This is a genomic window from Kangiella japonica, from assembly GCF_039523535.1.
Lineage (GTDB): Bacteria > Pseudomonadota > Gammaproteobacteria > Enterobacterales > Kangiellaceae > Kangiella > Kangiella japonica.
In genome coordinates, this window is record NZ_BAAAFM010000003.1 from 827577 (window position 1) to 843756 (window position 16180).

Genomic DNA, 16180 nt, shown 5'->3' on the forward strand with positions numbered 1-16180 from the left:
ATCTATAACGACAAAAAACCTAGGTTATCAATCTTAAATATCCAAGTTTGACACTGCTAGTGCATTACTTTCGATGAATTCGCGTCTAGGTTCAACATGATCGCCCATTAATGTTGTAAATAACTGATCGGCAGCTACTGCATCCTCAATTTTTACTTGCAACATACGACGCGTTTCAGGATCCATGGTAGTTTCCCATAACTGCTCTGGGTTCATCTCACCAAGACCTTTATACCGCTGGATTGATTGACCTCTGCGCGCTTCCATCATTAACCAGTCGAGTACTTCACTGAATGTTTCTACTTCCTCAATCTTCTCGCCACGCTTCACGAAAGCGCCTGGTTCGATTAAGCTTTCCAGCTGCTCGCCTAGCGTACTAATTTTCTTATAGTCCTCTGAGACAAAGAATTCCTTCGAAAGTAAGTACTCACTCTCAACACCGTGATGGTACATAGTTAAGTGCGGTAGGAAGATATTCAACTCATTATCCTTACGGATTTTAAATTCGTATCGGTGTGAACCACTCTTACGATCTTTATTGAGTTTTTCTTCAAGGTTTTCCATCCAAGTTTTAACTTCAGATTCTTTTTCTAAATCTTCAGCGGTTAAGGTCTTGTGATAAATCATGTTATCAAGCATTTCTCGAGGGAGGCGTCTTGCTACTCGATTAATGGTTTTCTTTACTTCACGGTATTCATTAACCAAAGTTTCCAGTCTTTCGCCAGTGATTGGTGGCGCATCTTTACTGGTAAATAACTGAGTATTATTAAGGGCCAACGCCGTTAAGAATGCTTCTAACGCATCATCATCTTTAAGGTAAGTTTCTTGCTTGCCCTTTTTAACTTTGTACAACGGTGGTTGCGCAATATAAATATAACCACGCTCAATCAACTCAGGCACCTGGCGGTAGAAGAAGGTTAACAGCAGTGTACGAATGTGCGCACCATCCACATCAGCATCCGTCATAATGATAATACTGTGATAACGTGTTTTGTCTGCGTCGAATTCCTCACGGCCAATACCGCAACCAAGAGCCGTAATTAAAGTACCCACTTCTTGTGATGATAGCATCTTATCGAAACGAGCTTTTTCTACGTTAAGAATTTTACCCTTAAGCGGTAATATCGCCTGATTCTTTCTATCACGCCCTTGTTTAGCAGAGCCACCCGCCGAGTCACCCTCCACAATGTAGAGTTCGGATAATGCAGGGTCTTTTTCTTGGCAGTCCGCTAGTTTGCCCGGTAAACCGGCAATATCTAATGCGCCTTTACGTCGTGTCATTTCACGAGCTTTACGAGCAGCTTCACGAGCTCTAGCTGCATCAATCATTTTATTGATGACGGCTTTTGCCTCGTTAGGGTTTTCTAGCAGGAAGTCTTTTAAATGTTCGCCCATAGCTTGTTCAACGGCAGTTTTAACTTCGCTTGAAACTAGTTTGTCTTTAGTCTGCGAGCTGAATTTAGGGTCTGGAACTTTGACCGATACAACGGCTGTAAGCCCTTCTCTGGCGTCATCACCAGTAGTGCCTACCTTGCCCTTCTTATTGTAACCTTCGGCATCCATGAAGCTGTTTAGGCCCCTAGTTAATGCAGAACGGAAACCGGCAAGGTGAGTACCACCATCGCGTTGCGGGATATTGTTTGTAAAACAGAAAATACTTTCTTGGAAACCATCATTCCATTGCATTGCTACTTCGACGGTTATACCGTCTTCTTCGCGCTCTGAAGTAAAGTGGAAAACGTTTTCATGCACAGGTGTTTTGTTTTGGTTCAAGTACTCAACGAAGGCTTGAATCCCGCCTTCATACTTAAAGTGATCCGCTTTACCACTGCGCTCATCGTTCAACTTAATGCTAACACCTGAGTTCAAAAACGAAAGCTCTCTAAGTCTTTTCGCTAAGATATCGTACTTAAACTCAATATTAGTAAAGGTTTCTGCACTTGGTTTAAACCGTAATTCTGTACCCGTTTTCTCGGTATCTCCCACTGCCTTTAAAGGCTCCACAGGCACACCGAACTTATAGGTTTGCTCGTAGCGCTTACCGCCACGACGGATGGTTAAGGTTAGCAACTCGGATAAAGCGTTTACAACAGAAACACCTACACCGTGCAAACCACCAGATACTTTATAGGAGTTATCATCGAATTTACCTCCTGCATGAAGTACCGTTAGGATAACCTCAGCAGCCGACACCCCTTCCTCTTCATGGATTTCCGTCGGAATACCACGACCGTCATCACTTACAGAAACCGAGTTATCATCGTGTATAGTTACATTAATCTCTGAACAGTGGCCAGCCAAAGCCTCATCAATAGAGTTATCAACGACCTCAAAGACCATATGATGTAAACCTGTGCCATCATCGGTATCACCAATATACATGCCAGGACGTTTGCGTACAGCATCAAGCCCTTTAAGTACTTTAATACTGGAGGAATCGTAATTGTTATTTTCCGACATAGGGTTTCCTTTTAGATTGTTCATGCCTCATATACTTCTATCTCATCTTTTGCTACCTCTTTAACCACTCCATGTTCCACGTGGAACAATTTCAAATCATCACAATGACTAATTAAGGGCTTTAGAGGTTCAAGGTGAACACAAGTAATAAATATTTGTTGATTATTTGGCTGTGAAGCCAATAAATCAAGGAGCTGATTTTGATGTCTTTCATCAAGTTCAGCACCAATATCATCAAGCAAAAATACCGGGGCTTGCTGCCCATAGGCTTGCATGACTTTCAGTTGAGCTAGCTTAAAAGCAGTAATTAATAGTTTTTGTTGACCACGTGACAGATAATCACCGGCAGACTTAGTACCGTCTATCAAAAACTTTAAGTCAGCTTTTTGGATGCTCGACTGAGTAAAACCTAGTTTTTTATCTTTTTCAAACTGCTCGCGGTATATCGCGCTTAGTCCAATTGAGTGTTTATCTGTCCACCCAGGAAAAAGATTAATTTTGATATCGAGCTGCCCAAGGAATTGTTGGCACAGCTGTGAAAACAAAGGGTTTATTTTATCACAATAAGCCTGTCTAAGTTGAGTAACTTGTTCGGATAAACTCACTAATTGATTGTCCCAAACAGATACGTCGGAGTATCCAGACTTTTGTTTTAACAGTTTATTGCGGTGTTGGAGGATTTTATTTGTCTTCTGCCAAACCTCAAGAACAGAATGTTCCACGTGGAACACTCCCCAATCTAATTGCTTTCTTCGAGCACCGGGGCCTTTCACTAAGAGATCATACTGTTCTGGAGAAAGGATCTGAACTGGACACAGTTTAGCCAAAGTGGATAATCGGTTAACAGGCTCTGAGTTTAGCTTGATGGTAGTGTCACCATTACGTTGGCGGTTGAAACCAAGTTGATGATTAATATCAGATGATTCCACTTTGGCGAACAACGTAAAGTCGTGATTATTCTCTGTGATAACGTTATTGTGCTTAGTCGTGCGAAAAGAACGACCGTTCCCCAATATATATAGTGATTCTAAAATACTGCTTTTTCCAGCAGCATTGGGGCCGAAGAAAATGTTTAGACGAGGTGAGAAATTTAAAGATGGATTCTGTAAATTTCTCACCTGAGTTATGGTTAATTGGTTAACACGCATTTGTTAAGTGTGACTCAATGCCAATGGCGTAAACCGAAGGTAAAGCTTCCCTGGTGATAACTATAGCCTCATTGGCATGACAACATACATGCTTTGACCGCCATCAACTTCTTCAATCAAGGTGCTGCTGTTAGCGTCAATAAAAGTTAGCTTTACTTGTTCCGTTTTTATCGTATTCATAACGTCAATCATATAGCTAACATTAAAACCTATTTCTAGGTCTGAGCCATTGTAGTCAACGCTAAACTCAACTTCAGCTTCTTCTTGTTCAGGGTTGTTGGCGTGTAAACGGACTTGGCCATCAGAGAGCATGAAACGAACACCACGGAACTTTTCATTACACAAAATAGATGCACGAGATAAAGACTCTTTTAAAACTTCACGATCAGCGATAACGATCTTATCGCCGTTGCGCGGTAAAACTTTTTCATATTCTGGGAAACGACCATCGACTAATTTAGACGTAAATGAGTAGTCTCCATTGTGAATCTTAATATGATTGGAACCTAAGCTTAGTGTTAGTTCCTCATCACTATGATCGAGTAAGCGCCCAAGCTCTGACACGCCTTTGCGCGGAATAATGGCATTGACCCTTTCATTCAATTCAAGCTTAACTGACTCACGTGAAAGTGCTAGGCGGTGACCATCGGTTGCAACCGATGTTAAAGAGTCTTCATCAAATTCAAATAACATACCATTGAGATAATAACGGACATCCTGTTGAGCCATAGCGAACTGCGTCTTTTCAATGAGCTCTTTCAGCGTATGTTGAGAAACATTGAGGGACGCAAGGCTTGCGGTTTCTTCTAAACTTGGGAATTCACTAGCGGGCATGGTTGATAAATTAAAACGACTACCTGGAGTGGAAACGCGAAGACGATTTTCGCCCATCTCTAGCTTAACGTTTTCACCATCGCCTAGACTTTTAATAATATCGAGTAGCTTACGAGCGGGTACTGTAATTTCACCAGGTTCAAATTCGCCTTCAAGCTCCACTTGGGCTTTTAACTCGATCTCAAGGTCGGTTGCAGTTAGTGAGAGCTTACTATCATCAACAACCATTAAAACATTGGATAGTATTGGCAAGGTTTGTCTTTTTTCAACCGCCCCACTAACCAGTTGTAGTGGCGATAATAACTGATCGCGAGTCATGGTAAATCGCATATAAGTACCCTTATTGAATTCCTAATATTATTACTTTATGTTGATAAAGTTCTTAATAGATTAGAGTAATCTTCTTCAATATCAACACTTTCGTTTTTTAATTCTTCAATTTTTCGACAGGCATGCAACACCGTGGTGTGATCGCGACCACCAAAGGCATCCCCAATTTCTGGCAAACTGTGGTTCGTCAGCTTTTTAGCTAAGGACATTGCCATTTGCCGCGGCCGTGTAATCGAACGACTGCGTCTCTTAGATAATAGATCAGAAACCTTGATCTTGTAATAGCTAGCGACAGTTTTTTGGATATTATCGATAGAAATTAATTTATCCTGAGCCGCAATAAGATCTTTCAGTGCATCTTTAACAAAATCAAGGGTGATAGAGCGCCCTGTAAATTGCGCATTAGCAATCACCCGCTTTAATGCACCTTCAAGCTCACGTACGTTAGAGCGAATACGTTTAGCGATAAAGAAAGCAACTTCATGTGGCAACTCTACATTCGACTGATTAGACTTACTCATTAAAATCGCAACTCGGGTTTCAAGATCTGGTGGCTCGATGGCAACAGTTAACCCCCAGCCAAAACGTGATTTTAAACGCTCTTCAAGCCCCTCAATTTCCTTAGGGTAGCGATCACAAGTAATAATAACCTGTTTATTCTTCTCAATAAGGTTATTAAAGGTATGGAAAAACTCCTCTTGAGTCCGACCTTTATTGGCAAAAAACTGAATATCATCAATCAAAAGCGCGTCTACTGAACGATAATAATTTTTAAAGGCATCCATACTATTGTTTTGAAGTGCTTTCACCATGTTGGCCATAAAGCGTTCAGAATGTAGATATACGATTTTAGAATCAGGCTTATCTTTTAAAATTAAATTACCCACAGAGTGCATTAAGTGGGTTTTACCAAGACCGACCCCGCCATAAATCAACAAAGGGTTATAAGAGACGCCTGGGTTTTCTGCAACCTGTTCAGCAGCTGCACGAGCCAGCTGGTTAGATTTACCTTCCACAAAGTTGTTAAAAGTAAACTTAGTGTTCAAGTTATTTTGTGGAAATGCGGAAGAACCTGAGTGTGCGTTATATCCTGGCTGGCTGAAACCTCTATTAACTGGGCTCGGCGCAACACGATTGGCTTGAGGCGCGCCGACGGCTACATTTGAGTTTTCCGCTGTAGAATTGTTTGATGCGGACTGTGAAGAAATTTCAGCATGACCAACGTGCAGTGATATGTGTAAATTACGGTTATTGTCTTTGGATGAGACAAACTCTGTGATGCGATCAAGATATTGTTGACGGATCCAGTCCACGAAAAATGGGTTTGGTGCAAACAAAGCCATTTCTTTATCGGTTTCACGTACCTGTAAGGGTTTTATCCAGGTATTAAATTCAGTAACTGAAAGTTCCGATTGTAGTCGCTGTAGGCAGTCACGCCACAAGCTGCTAGACATAGTAGTAATTCCCAAATCCATACCTGTTATTAGTTGTTTTTTACTTATCGTTAGTAATGTCAGTTAACAGGTAACTTTAAATTATCTCTATTATTTTCTGTTAAGTGTTAATGATCACTTCTGGAATAACATTTATCACTTTTACGAGGTGGAGACGTAAGTTATTCACAACAGAGGCTAGTGTAGATCCATCCAAAAGAAATATCCACAAAAATAGTTAAATAAACTCATAAAAACTGAATAACTCAAAAAAGATTAAGTGGGGAGCTTTTGCACAAATCAAGATTAAAAACACACAAAAAGGATAAGTTGTGTCTAAATAAGGTATAAAAAGATAACCAAACTGTGAATAAGCCCTAAAAACCACCCCAATGTTAACTTATCCAATTTTACAACACCCTGTTAGAAACAACTTGTTAACGCGGTTACACTTAATCTAACTCATTGAATAAAATACACAATATAGGGTTACACACAGTAAACAGCTCCACTAATAATAACAATAAGATCTTTAAATACTTATTTATAATTATTAGTGGCTAACTTTCCATAACAGAGCCAAGACAAGCAACAAAAGTGTGAAAAAGTATAACTTTTGACTGTAAATGAATTATTTAGGCAAAAATCAAACTTTTAGTAGATATCAAGAACACAAGGTGATATAAAGTTATCCACACAACAGTTTGTTCTTTGTGGGTTAAATACTAGATGTAGTGGTCTTCTCGAACTTTTAATACTAAATATCAGGAAAGAACAAAAAAACGCTCCAACCCTTTAAAAAACAAGGCTTAGAGCATTGCAATCACTGGGCAATTACTATAAAATTCCGCGTCCTTGTCCTTAGAGTCGTGTAATAAATAGTTATTATACGAATTAATTAACTGTTGATGGGTTAAGCAGATGAAAAGAACATTTCAACCAAGCGTCATTAAGCGTAAGCGTACACACGGTTTCCGTGCTCGTATGGCAACTAAAAATGGCCGTAAAATTTTAGCTAACCGCCGTGCAAAAGGCCGTAAGCGTCTAAGCGCCTAATAGCGTTAGAAATTGAATTCCTTGATGTGAGCAATAAGGCGGTCTCGAGCGTAAACCAAAATTATGGTTTTCCAAGAAGTCGTCGTTTGCTCACAGCAAAGGACTACAAGCAAGTCTTTGATAACAAACCGATTAAATTGGTTTGCCCTCCGTTTACATTATTAGTTATACCGAATCAGTCCGAACAATCTCGTTTGGGATTAATTGTTGCTAAAAAAAATGTTAAGTCTGCGGTTAAACGTAATCGACTAAAACGATTATGCCGTCAATCTTTTCGTTTGGCTCAACATGACCTGCCTGCCGTGGATATCGTTTTATTAGCGCGTCGCGGTAGTAGTGATATGACTAATACGGTATTATTCGAACACCTCAATCGGCTGTGGTCGCGAGTTCAAAAGAAATGCAGTGGTTACTCATAAAATTGGTCCGCTTGTATCAGTTGGTGTTAAGCCCTGTCATGGGGAATCAATGCCGCTTTGCGCCGACATGTTCACACTATGCCATTGAAGCATTAGAGCAACACGGTGCCATTCGTGGAACTTGGTTGACGGTAAAAAGACTTGGCCGGTGCCATCCGGGATGTGAAGGCGGACTCGATCCTGTCCCTCATAATAATTCAGTAAAACAATCGAAAGCTGTAAAAGAGTAAATTATGGAATCAATGCGCGGATTTTTTATTCTGGGCCTAGCGGTCTGTACATTCTTATTGTATCAAGCATGGCAAAAAGACTATGGCCCACAACCTGCACAACAGCAGGCTACGGTTGAACAAAACGATGTATCTGTATCTTCTGGTAACAATGCAGCGACCAGTGATCAGCTGATCACCGTCGAAACGGATCTGATCAGTTATCGGATAGACCCAGTGGGTGGCGATTTAGTCTATGCCGAGCTGAAAAATTATAACGTTGAATTAGACGAAGATAATAAAAAAGTCGTTTTATTCGATTATCGTAATCGGATGTATCAAGCAAAAAGTGCTTTATTAGGTCAGGGGGCACCGGATAACCAGCTTCCTCGTGCAAACTATCAGACCACTCAGCAAAAATATGTATTAGCGGATGGAGCAGAACAGTTATCGGTTCCATTAACGTGGACAAACGATAACGGTGTCAGCTTCACAAAGATCTTCAGTTTCACTCGTGGCCAATACTTGGTAAATATGGAATACCGTATTAATAACCAATCGGCTAACGATAGAACTTATAATTTTGTTGCGGAACTTGCTCGCGATCAAAAGCCAACCGGTTTAGAAGAAAAATCATCTTTCGGTATGAAGCCCTTCATGGGGGTTGCTTACTCTCCAGAAGAGAAAAAGTATGAAAAAGTTGATTTTGAAGATTTAGAAGAAGAACCTATTAAAACCTCACGCCAAGGGGGCTGGGTTGGCTTCTTACAGCATTATTTTATATCGGCATGGATACCACAGCAGACTGAGCAAGTAACTATCACTAGCTCTGTTAAGCCGAATAAAGACACAACGATTCGATTTGTTCAGCCTTCAATATCAGTGTTAGCTGGAGAAGAGAAAGTTATCCTAGCTGACCTCTACGTTGGCCCTAAAGATTTAGAGCAATTAGAAGCCGCTGCGCCTGGACTTGATAAGTCGCTCGATTTAAGTTGGGTTTGGTGGATAGGTCTACCGCTATACAAATTAATGCAGTTCTTCTTCAGTTTCTTAGGAAACTGGGGCTTGGCCATTATCTTAGTCACCATCGTTATTAAAACATTGTTGTACCCGCTATCAGCAGCGCAGTACCGCTCGATGGCGAATATGCGTAAACTTCAGCCAAAAATGCAGCGCTTAAAAGAGCGCTATGGCGATGACAAGCAGCGCATGCAGCAAGAAATGATGAAAATGTATAAAGAAGAAGGCGCTAACCCATTTGGTGGTTGTTTACCGATGTTGCTTCAGTTCCCGATCTTTATCGCACTTTATTATGTGTTGTTCGAAGCTGTGGAATTACGTCACGCGCCCTTCTTTGGTTGGATTCAGGATTTATCGGTAGCGGATCCGTATTTCGTATTGCCAATCCTAATGGGCGGTAGCATGTGGTTGATGCAACGCTTACAGCCAAAATCGCCAACCATGGATCAAATGCAACAGAAGATCATGAGTTACCTACCGATCGTATTTACGGTATTCATGCTGTTCTTCCCAGCCGGTCTGGTCCTATACTGGTTATGCAACAACTTAATTTCGGTGGCGCAACAACAGTACATCACCAAGAAAGTTGAAAACGCGCCTGACAAGCCGAAAAAAGCGCTTAGAAAATAGCTTTAAGACAGGAAACTTGAGTGTCAACCAATAGTACACAGGACACTATCGCTGCAATTGCAACGCCTCCCGGTCGTGGAGGCGTTGGTATTATTCGAGTTTCTGGCAAGCTAGCTGAGACTGTCGCAGAAAAAATAGCTCAAAAATCTCTCAAGGTTCGAGAAGCCACTTACCTACCCTTCCTTGATCGAAGCGGTGACGTTCTTGATGAGGGAATCGCCATTCTATTTAAAGCTCCAAACTCCTTTACAGGAGAAGATGTGCTAGAGCTACAAGGTCATGGTGGCCCTGTGATTTTAGACTTAATGTTGAAAGAAGTACTCAATCTTGGAGTGCGCTTAGCGCGACCAGGTGAGTTTTCAGAGCGCGCTTTTTTGAATGACAAGCTCGATTTAGCACAAGCCGAAGCTATCGCTGACTTAATTGAATCGACCTCGGAGCATGCCGCCCGCTCTGCGGTTCGTTCGCTTCAGGGTGAGTTCTCGCAAAAAGTGCACGGTTTAGTTGAAGAGTTAATTCATCTTAGGATATATGTTGAGGCAGCGATTGATTTCCCTGAAGAAGAGATCGATTTCTTATCAGACGGCAAAGTACTGGCAGATCTAAATAAGATCATCGAAGATATTACAAAACTGCAAAGCCAAGCGCAGCAAGGATCGATTTTGCGCGAAGGCATGACCGTCGTAATTGCGGGTAAACCGAATGCCGGCAAATCTAGCTTACTTAATGCATTAGCAGGGAAAGACTCCGCCATCGTTACCGATATTCCGGGAACGACGCGAGACGTTCTTAGAGAGCACATACATATCGATGGATTGCCAATCCATATCATTGATACCGCTGGATTGCGCGAATCCGATGACAAAGTCGAGCAGATAGGTATAGAGCGAGCTTGGAAAGAAATTGAGCAAGCGGATCAAATTATCTTAGTCGCTGACTCGAGTGAAACTCAAGAGTTTACACCCCATGCCATCGATCCTGCCTTCGAGCGCTTCGAGCCGTTTAAAGACAAGCTATTAATCGTCGCCAATAAAATCGATGTATCGAAGCTCGATAACCATACCCTAGACTCAGATTATAAAACCATTGCGATTAGCGCTAAAGACGGCACGGGCATTGAGCAGTTAAAAGCCGAGCTAAAGGAAATCGTCGGTTATCAACAGGACACAGAAGGCGCCTTCCTCGCCCGCCGCCGTCACCTCGACGCTATCGAACGTGCCCTAGCATATTGTTATCAAGGAAAAGACCAACTGGTCGATTTTAATGCGGGCGAACTGTTAGCCGACGAATTGCGTCAGGCACAAAACTCTCTATCAGAAATCACCGGTGAATTTACCGCCGACGATTTGCTTGGACGAATTTTTAGTAGTTTCTGCATTGGAAAGTAAGCGCTTACCAATACAAAATATTATTATTTAGAAAAAGCGCTGGAATCTAGTAAGGAAAGGTACCGACATTGTCTGAAATATACCAGATATAGCGGTCTTGGAGTCCGCTAACCCTAAAAATAGCTACTTTTGTGACACTTGTAAAAAAACATCAAGGATAATAGAGTGTTATGACCGAATTCGTATAATAAAATGTTATGTTTTAAAAGGAGTTAGACGTTGATTTGGCAAGTATATTTCTGGTTATTGGTGGCTCTCACATTAGTACCGCTTCCATTTAAGCTCTTTGAGTATGCCACTGGAAAAGATAAAAGCCCTCTACTTATGAAAGTTGAAGAAATGGCTTTTGCACTCTTTATTGCTATTGGATTGCTAGGCTTATACGGTTTTATTAATACGCAATTATTTTTCGCCCAAATTTTCTGGCAAGTTTGGTTATTAATTGCAGTTGCATGGTCAATATTACCCATTTTCTGGTCAGCTAAGTTGGCTTATGCAACTGAGGTGTTAGGTAAAAGAAGAATGCGCATCTTTGCTGCTTTTAGCTGCCTCTTATACTTGCCGTTACTATTTGCGGTGTATTTTTATGCATTTAAAACATAACAAGCAAAGCCAGCCGACGCTAATTAACTCAAATTAACGGGGGCAGAGTACATTAATCTCCCGGAAATAATTAATGGGGTCAGTAATTAATGGGGTCAGAGTACATTAATCTCCCGGAAATAACCATAAAGTCGACACTTGCAAAAAAAAAGTAGTAACAATAAGGTGTTACGGACTGATTCGTATAATAAAATGTTAGGGCTTACGGAAGATCGAGATGGAAGAGGAAGTTCATAGAATATTGAGAGTCGATCATGCCGGGGAAACTGGTGCTATTCAGATATACAAAGCACAAATAGCGGTCTCTCGCATCTTATACCCTGAAATTGTTCCGACTCTGAGTGAAATGCTTGCGCATGAGTCCGAACACTTTAAAACATTTGACGCACTCCTAAAGAAACGAGGTATCAGGCATTGCTACGCGCTTGGGTTATGGGCCCTCGGAGGCATGCTGCTTGGTTTCATTACAGCGTTGCTTGGTAAAAATTCTATTTGGGTGTGCACAAACGCTATTGAAACAACAGTGTTAAATCACTTAAAGCATCAATTGGAGTTCCTTAAGTCGGTGGATAAAGAGGCTCACGAAGCTGTTTTAAGTATAAAAACTGATGAAGAGAGCCATCAAAGGCATGGTGCTAGTAGTCAAAAGCCAAGTTTCCTCAATAAGCCTATATTTGGATTGGTTAGTGTTTCGACGGCTTTTGCTATTTGGTTGTCTACAAAGCTATGATTGCCTAACAAAAAGTCAAAGTAACGCCTGGCGGTGCACTTTACTTAAGAGTTAGGCCTCCGTATTGACAACCGAGAAATTAAATGACACTCAACATAATGTATTTCTGTATTGGATTAGCTTTGCTCACTTTTGGTGGTGAAGCATTGATTCGTGGCGCGCTTGCTTCCGCGCATCGCCTCGGTATATCGCCATTGTTGAGCGGAATGGTGATAGTGGGCTTTGGAACATCAGCGCCTGAATTAGTGGTTTCAGTGAATGCTGCTATTGATGGACAACCTGATATCGCAATTGGAAATGTGGTAGGGAGTAATATTGGAAATATCTTACTAATCCTCGGTCTATGCGCATTAATTACTCCTTTAACAGTAAGGCATTTGGCTTTGCAAAGAGATGCCGCCACAGTTGTAGCTGCGAGCATATTGTTCTTGGTGCTTGCTGGAGGGGGTGCGCTTGGTCGCTTGGACTCGGTACTATTAGTTGGAGCCTTGCTTGCGTATCTGGGATGGGCATACTGGAGTGAAAGCTTCCGCTCCGCCCCCTCGGCAGAATTGCACAAATCAGAATCTGAAGAAATTACTGCCCTTCCTAAGTCGGCTATGTCTGCAGCCTTTTTTTCGATTCTCGGTTTGTTGCTTTTAATAGGTGGCTCACAAGTTTTTTTACTCGGTGGAACTGGCATAGCACATCACTTCGGGGTGCCTGAGGCGGTAATTGGCTTAACGTTAGTAGCAGTAGGTACTTCCCTTCCTGAGCTGGCTATATCGGTTATTGCTGCCATTCGGCGTCACTCTGATGTGGCTGTGGGCAATATTCTTGGTAGCAACATATTCAACCTGCTCGGTATACTCGCGTTATCGGCATTTCTTCAGCCTCTCCCCATACCTTCAAGAATCATCCAATTTGATCAATGGGTCATGCTTGCAACGTCAGTACTGCTTCTCTTATTCCTCTATACAGGGCGGCGTTTGAGTAGACCCGAAGGGGGGATACTATTAATTTGTTATTGTGCGTATGTATGGTTGAGCTTTTCGGTGTACGGTGACTGAGGTAAATAGTCCTAACATGGCGCTGCTGTCAGACAAATTTTCCGCAGAGTGCGGCATTACCTGTATCGGCTATACGATTAAATCATTACATGAACTCTTGATCTGTGGCATGTCATATGTGAAGTTTTTACAGCGTAGGGTACGCCGATCTTTTCATAATGGTATCATCACCTACGGCTTCTGAAGTAAAAGCTAGGTGGACTCTTTTGTTTCCGGAAGTGTTTTGGGTAAACTGCGTAAGGTGTCTAGAGGCATGGGGCGAGCAAAGTAAAAGCCCTGTAATAAATCACATTGATAGCGGCTAAGGTCTTTTAACTGCGCAGGTGTTTCGATACCTTCGGCTACAACGCACATATCCATATGATGCGCCATGGTGATAATCCCTTGAACGATGGCTGCGATACGGTGGTCGTTACCAATATCCTTAATAAAACTACGATCCAGTTTAACTTTGTGGGTTGGTAGGTCGCGTAAGTAACTGAGGCTAGAGTAGCCAGTACCAAAATCATCCAGAGCTACTTGTACCCCCATTTTCTTTAAGTCTTCCAATAGTTCTATGACCTGCCTAGAGCCATCGAGTAATACGCTTTCTGTTATCTCAAGCTCGAGAAACTGTGGTGGCAAACCAGTTTCGGTAAGGGCTTGCTGTACTTCTTCTAAGAAGCCGTCTCGACGGAACTGTAGGGAAGAGATATTCACTGCGACTGGAATCGCTTGATCTCTGTTTGTGTTGAAACTGACAATTTCTTGACAGGCTTGCTTGAGCACCCAGCGACCGAGAGGGACGATCAAACCTGTCTGCTCAGCCAAAGGAATAAAATCTATAGGCGATACAAATCCTCGTGTCGGATGGTCCCAACGAACTAGGGCTTCAACACTTGTTATGTGGCCAGTAATGGCATCCACTTGAGGTTGGTAATAAAGCTCTAGCTGATCTTCGTTCAAAGCGTGGTGCAGATCATGGCGCAAAGTCACACTTTGCAGTTTGGAGGTATTTTTTGAAATATCTTGATACCATTGCCAGGTGTTGCGTCCTTGGCTTTTTGCTTGTTGAAGAGCCTCATCGGCGTGCTGCATAAGCTCGTAGGGGACATCAATTGAAGCCTTATTCGTAGCAATACCAATACTGGTGCTGAGCTGAATATTATTGTCCATCACTGTTATCGGCTGGGATAAGCTTTCAAGAATCCGATCAGCTAGCTGCATTATTTGCGACTTACTCTCGCAAGTACTCCAAAGAATACCGAACTCATCACCGACCAGACGTGCGATTAAAGCTTCAGCGGGAACGACAGAGTTCAAGCGCTTGGCAATAGTTTTTAAAACCTCGTCCCCAACCTTAAGACCGAGATCGTCATTGATGGGTTTGAAGCCATCAAGGTTTAGGCTGAGCACGACAACAAGCTTATCGTTGTCAGCATGCTCAAACTGTTCAAATAGTTGCTCTACGAACACACCTTGGTTCGGCAAATCGGTAAGAAGGTCGTGTTTTGTCTGATGATTTATCTTTTCTTCTTGTTCCTTTTGCCAAGTAATATCTTGCAGGCTACCGGTAAAATGGCTGCAGCTTCCTTGGCTATCAAAAACAGGGCTGATTCGTAGCTGGTTCCAAAATGGTTGGCCATCCTTGCGATAATTAAGCAGGACGACATTCACATCAGTGTGTGCTTTGATGCCGTCGCGGATTTTTTTTATAGTAGCGGGATCGGTGTTAGGCCCTTGCAAAATACGGCAATTATGACCAATAATTTCATCCTGCTGGTAGCCGGTCATGGCTGTAAATGCAGGATTGGCGTAGACCACTGGTAAATCAGGAGATTGTGCATCAGCCAAAAGGAAGCCGCTAGGGCTTGATTCGATACTTCGCTTAAGTAGCTTAAGCTCTTCATTTTGCTTTTTTTGCTCAGTAATTTCTCGGCAAACGCCGTATACGCCGACAATCTTATCTTCAATAATTACAGGGAAATTAGTAATTTCCACATAATAGTGATAACCCTCAGCATGTATGGCGCTGGCCTCATAGGTGTAAGACTCACCGGCACAGGCTCTATCAAAATAAAACTGAGTTACATGCTGGTGCTCAGGTGCTACAACATCATTAAAGTGAATCCCTGTTAGCTGATCTGGATGATAACCACTGATTCGTTCGACAGCTGGATTACAGCTTTGAAAAATCCCCTCCAAGTCAAATGTAAATACAGCTTCGGGGTGATTTTCGAATAAAGCGCGGTGCCATTCAGAAAGGACTGTATGTGTGCTGATATCACGGTGACGCAGTAAGGCTAGAGCTGCCAAGTTTGCTGCGCATTCTATGTTGTAGATATCTTCTTCAGAGGGGCGGGTTGGAGTTCGATAGTAAGTCGCAAAGGTACCGAGTAACTCAGAATCTCCGCTAGTGATAGGTAAAGACCAGCAGGCTCTGAGGTTTTCTTGATCTGCGACTTCAAGGAATGGCTCCCAATTCGAATCCTGGTGAATATCTTCAGTAATAACCAGCTGCTTGTGAAAAGCGGCACTTCCACAGGTGCCAATATTCGGGCCAATCGGTTGGTCCTGCATCAAAGAGACGTATTTAGTTGAGAAATAGTCATTGGGAACCAGACTTAGGGTTTCGGACTCTGGATCAAAACGCATGATGGAAATTAGCGCATCCGGTATCATCCGCCCTACCCACTTAGCGATGGTGTTTAGAGTTTCAGGCAACGGCTGATGCTGGGCTATCTGTTCGAGTATGGCCTGTTGCGCCTCTAAATACGACAGTCTGTTGGTCAAATGAATACTCCATGCTACCAATCCGTTGCTTCTTATAACTTATGCTTTTATAAAGCTATTATCAACAATTTATATTAAATTGCTTGGCTAGCAAGGTTA

13 protein-coding genes are annotated in these 16180 nt (G+C 42.2%); 8 read left to right on the forward strand and 5 right to left on the reverse strand.

From position 1 onward, the window contains the following. Nucleotides 1-33: 33 nt before the first annotated feature. From gyrB to dnaA, 4 genes are read right to left on the reverse strand one after another with little or no spacing between them, the layout of a single operon-like run. Nucleotides 34-2460: a DNA topoisomerase (ATP-hydrolyzing) subunit B gene (gyrB, locus tag ABD128_RS07310; protein ID WP_343988699.1), complete on the reverse strand. Its 2427-nt coding sequence runs from the start codon at nucleotides 2458-2460 to the stop codon at nucleotides 34-36. 20 nt (nucleotides 2461-2480) lie between these two features. Then, nucleotides 2481-3608 (reverse strand): DNA replication/repair protein RecF, encoded by a 1128-nt coding sequence (recF, locus tag ABD128_RS07315; RefSeq protein WP_343988702.1) that lies wholly within the window; start codon nucleotides 3606-3608, stop codon nucleotides 2481-2483. 60 nt (nucleotides 3609-3668) lie between these two features. After that, nucleotides 3669-4772 (reverse strand): DNA polymerase III subunit beta, encoded by a 1104-nt coding sequence (gene dnaN / locus ABD128_RS07320; protein WP_343988704.1) that lies wholly within the window; start codon nucleotides 4770-4772, stop codon nucleotides 3669-3671. Between the two features lie 35 nt (nucleotides 4773-4807). Beyond that, nucleotides 4808-6226, reverse strand: coding sequence for a chromosomal replication initiator protein DnaA (dnaA, locus tag ABD128_RS07325; protein WP_343988707.1), 1419 nt, complete (start codon nucleotides 6224-6226; stop codon nucleotides 4808-4810). 900 nt (nucleotides 6227-7126) lie between these two features. Between dnaA and rpmH the strand changes: the two genes are divergently transcribed. The 8 genes from rpmH to ABD128_RS07365 all read left to right on the forward strand — a co-directional run bounded on the left by rpmH (nucleotide 7127) and on the right by ABD128_RS07365 (nucleotide 13309). Continuing rightward, complete coding sequence (gene rpmH, locus ABD128_RS07330; RefSeq protein ID WP_110200198.1) at nucleotides 7127-7261, forward strand: 50S ribosomal protein L34; 135 nt, start codon at nucleotides 7127-7129, stop codon at nucleotides 7259-7261. Between the two features lie 26 nt (nucleotides 7262-7287). Then, nucleotides 7288-7680 (forward strand): ribonuclease P protein component, encoded by a 393-nt coding sequence (rnpA, locus tag ABD128_RS07335; protein WP_343988712.1) that lies wholly within the window; start codon nucleotides 7288-7290, stop codon nucleotides 7678-7680. Beyond that, nucleotides 7662-7910 (forward strand): membrane protein insertion efficiency factor YidD, encoded by a 249-nt coding sequence (gene yidD, locus ABD128_RS07340; protein ID WP_343988715.1) that lies wholly within the window; start codon nucleotides 7662-7664, stop codon nucleotides 7908-7910. Before rnpA ends, yidD begins: the two co-directional genes overlap by 19 nt. A gap of 3 nt (nucleotides 7911-7913) precedes the next feature. Continuing rightward, nucleotides 7914-9539, forward strand: coding sequence for a membrane protein insertase YidC (gene yidC / locus ABD128_RS07345; RefSeq protein WP_343988718.1), 1626 nt, complete (start codon nucleotides 7914-7916; stop codon nucleotides 9537-9539). A gap of 20 nt (nucleotides 9540-9559) precedes the next feature. Beyond that, nucleotides 9560-10927 carry a tRNA uridine-5-carboxymethylaminomethyl(34) synthesis GTPase MnmE gene (gene mnmE, locus ABD128_RS07350; RefSeq protein ID WP_343988721.1) on the forward strand — a complete coding sequence of 456 codons (1368 nt, stop codon included), beginning with the start codon at nucleotides 9560-9562 and terminating at the stop codon, nucleotides 10925-10927. Between the two features lie 324 nt (nucleotides 10928-11251). Continuing rightward, entirely contained in the window at nucleotides 11252-11530 is a 279-nt protein-coding gene (locus tag ABD128_RS07355; RefSeq protein WP_343988724.1) for a hypothetical protein, read from the forward strand. A 217-nt stretch (nucleotides 11531-11747) separates the two neighbouring features. After that, nucleotides 11748-12260 carry a demethoxyubiquinone hydroxylase family protein gene (locus ABD128_RS07360; protein WP_343988727.1) on the forward strand — a complete coding sequence of 171 codons (513 nt, stop codon included), beginning with the start codon at nucleotides 11748-11750 and terminating at the stop codon, nucleotides 12258-12260. Between the two features lie 83 nt (nucleotides 12261-12343). Then, nucleotides 12344-13309, forward strand: a complete 966-nt coding sequence (locus tag ABD128_RS07365; protein ID WP_343988730.1) for a calcium/sodium antiporter — start codon at nucleotides 12344-12346, stop codon at nucleotides 13307-13309. 192 nt (nucleotides 13310-13501) lie between these two features. Here the strand turns inward: ABD128_RS07365 and ABD128_RS07370 are convergent, their stop codons facing one another. After that, a complete protein-coding gene (locus ABD128_RS07370; RefSeq protein ID WP_343988733.1) occupies nucleotides 13502-16081 on the reverse strand; it encodes an EAL domain-containing protein in 2580 nt (859 codons plus the stop codon). Between the last annotated feature and the right edge of the window lie 99 nt (nucleotides 16082-16180).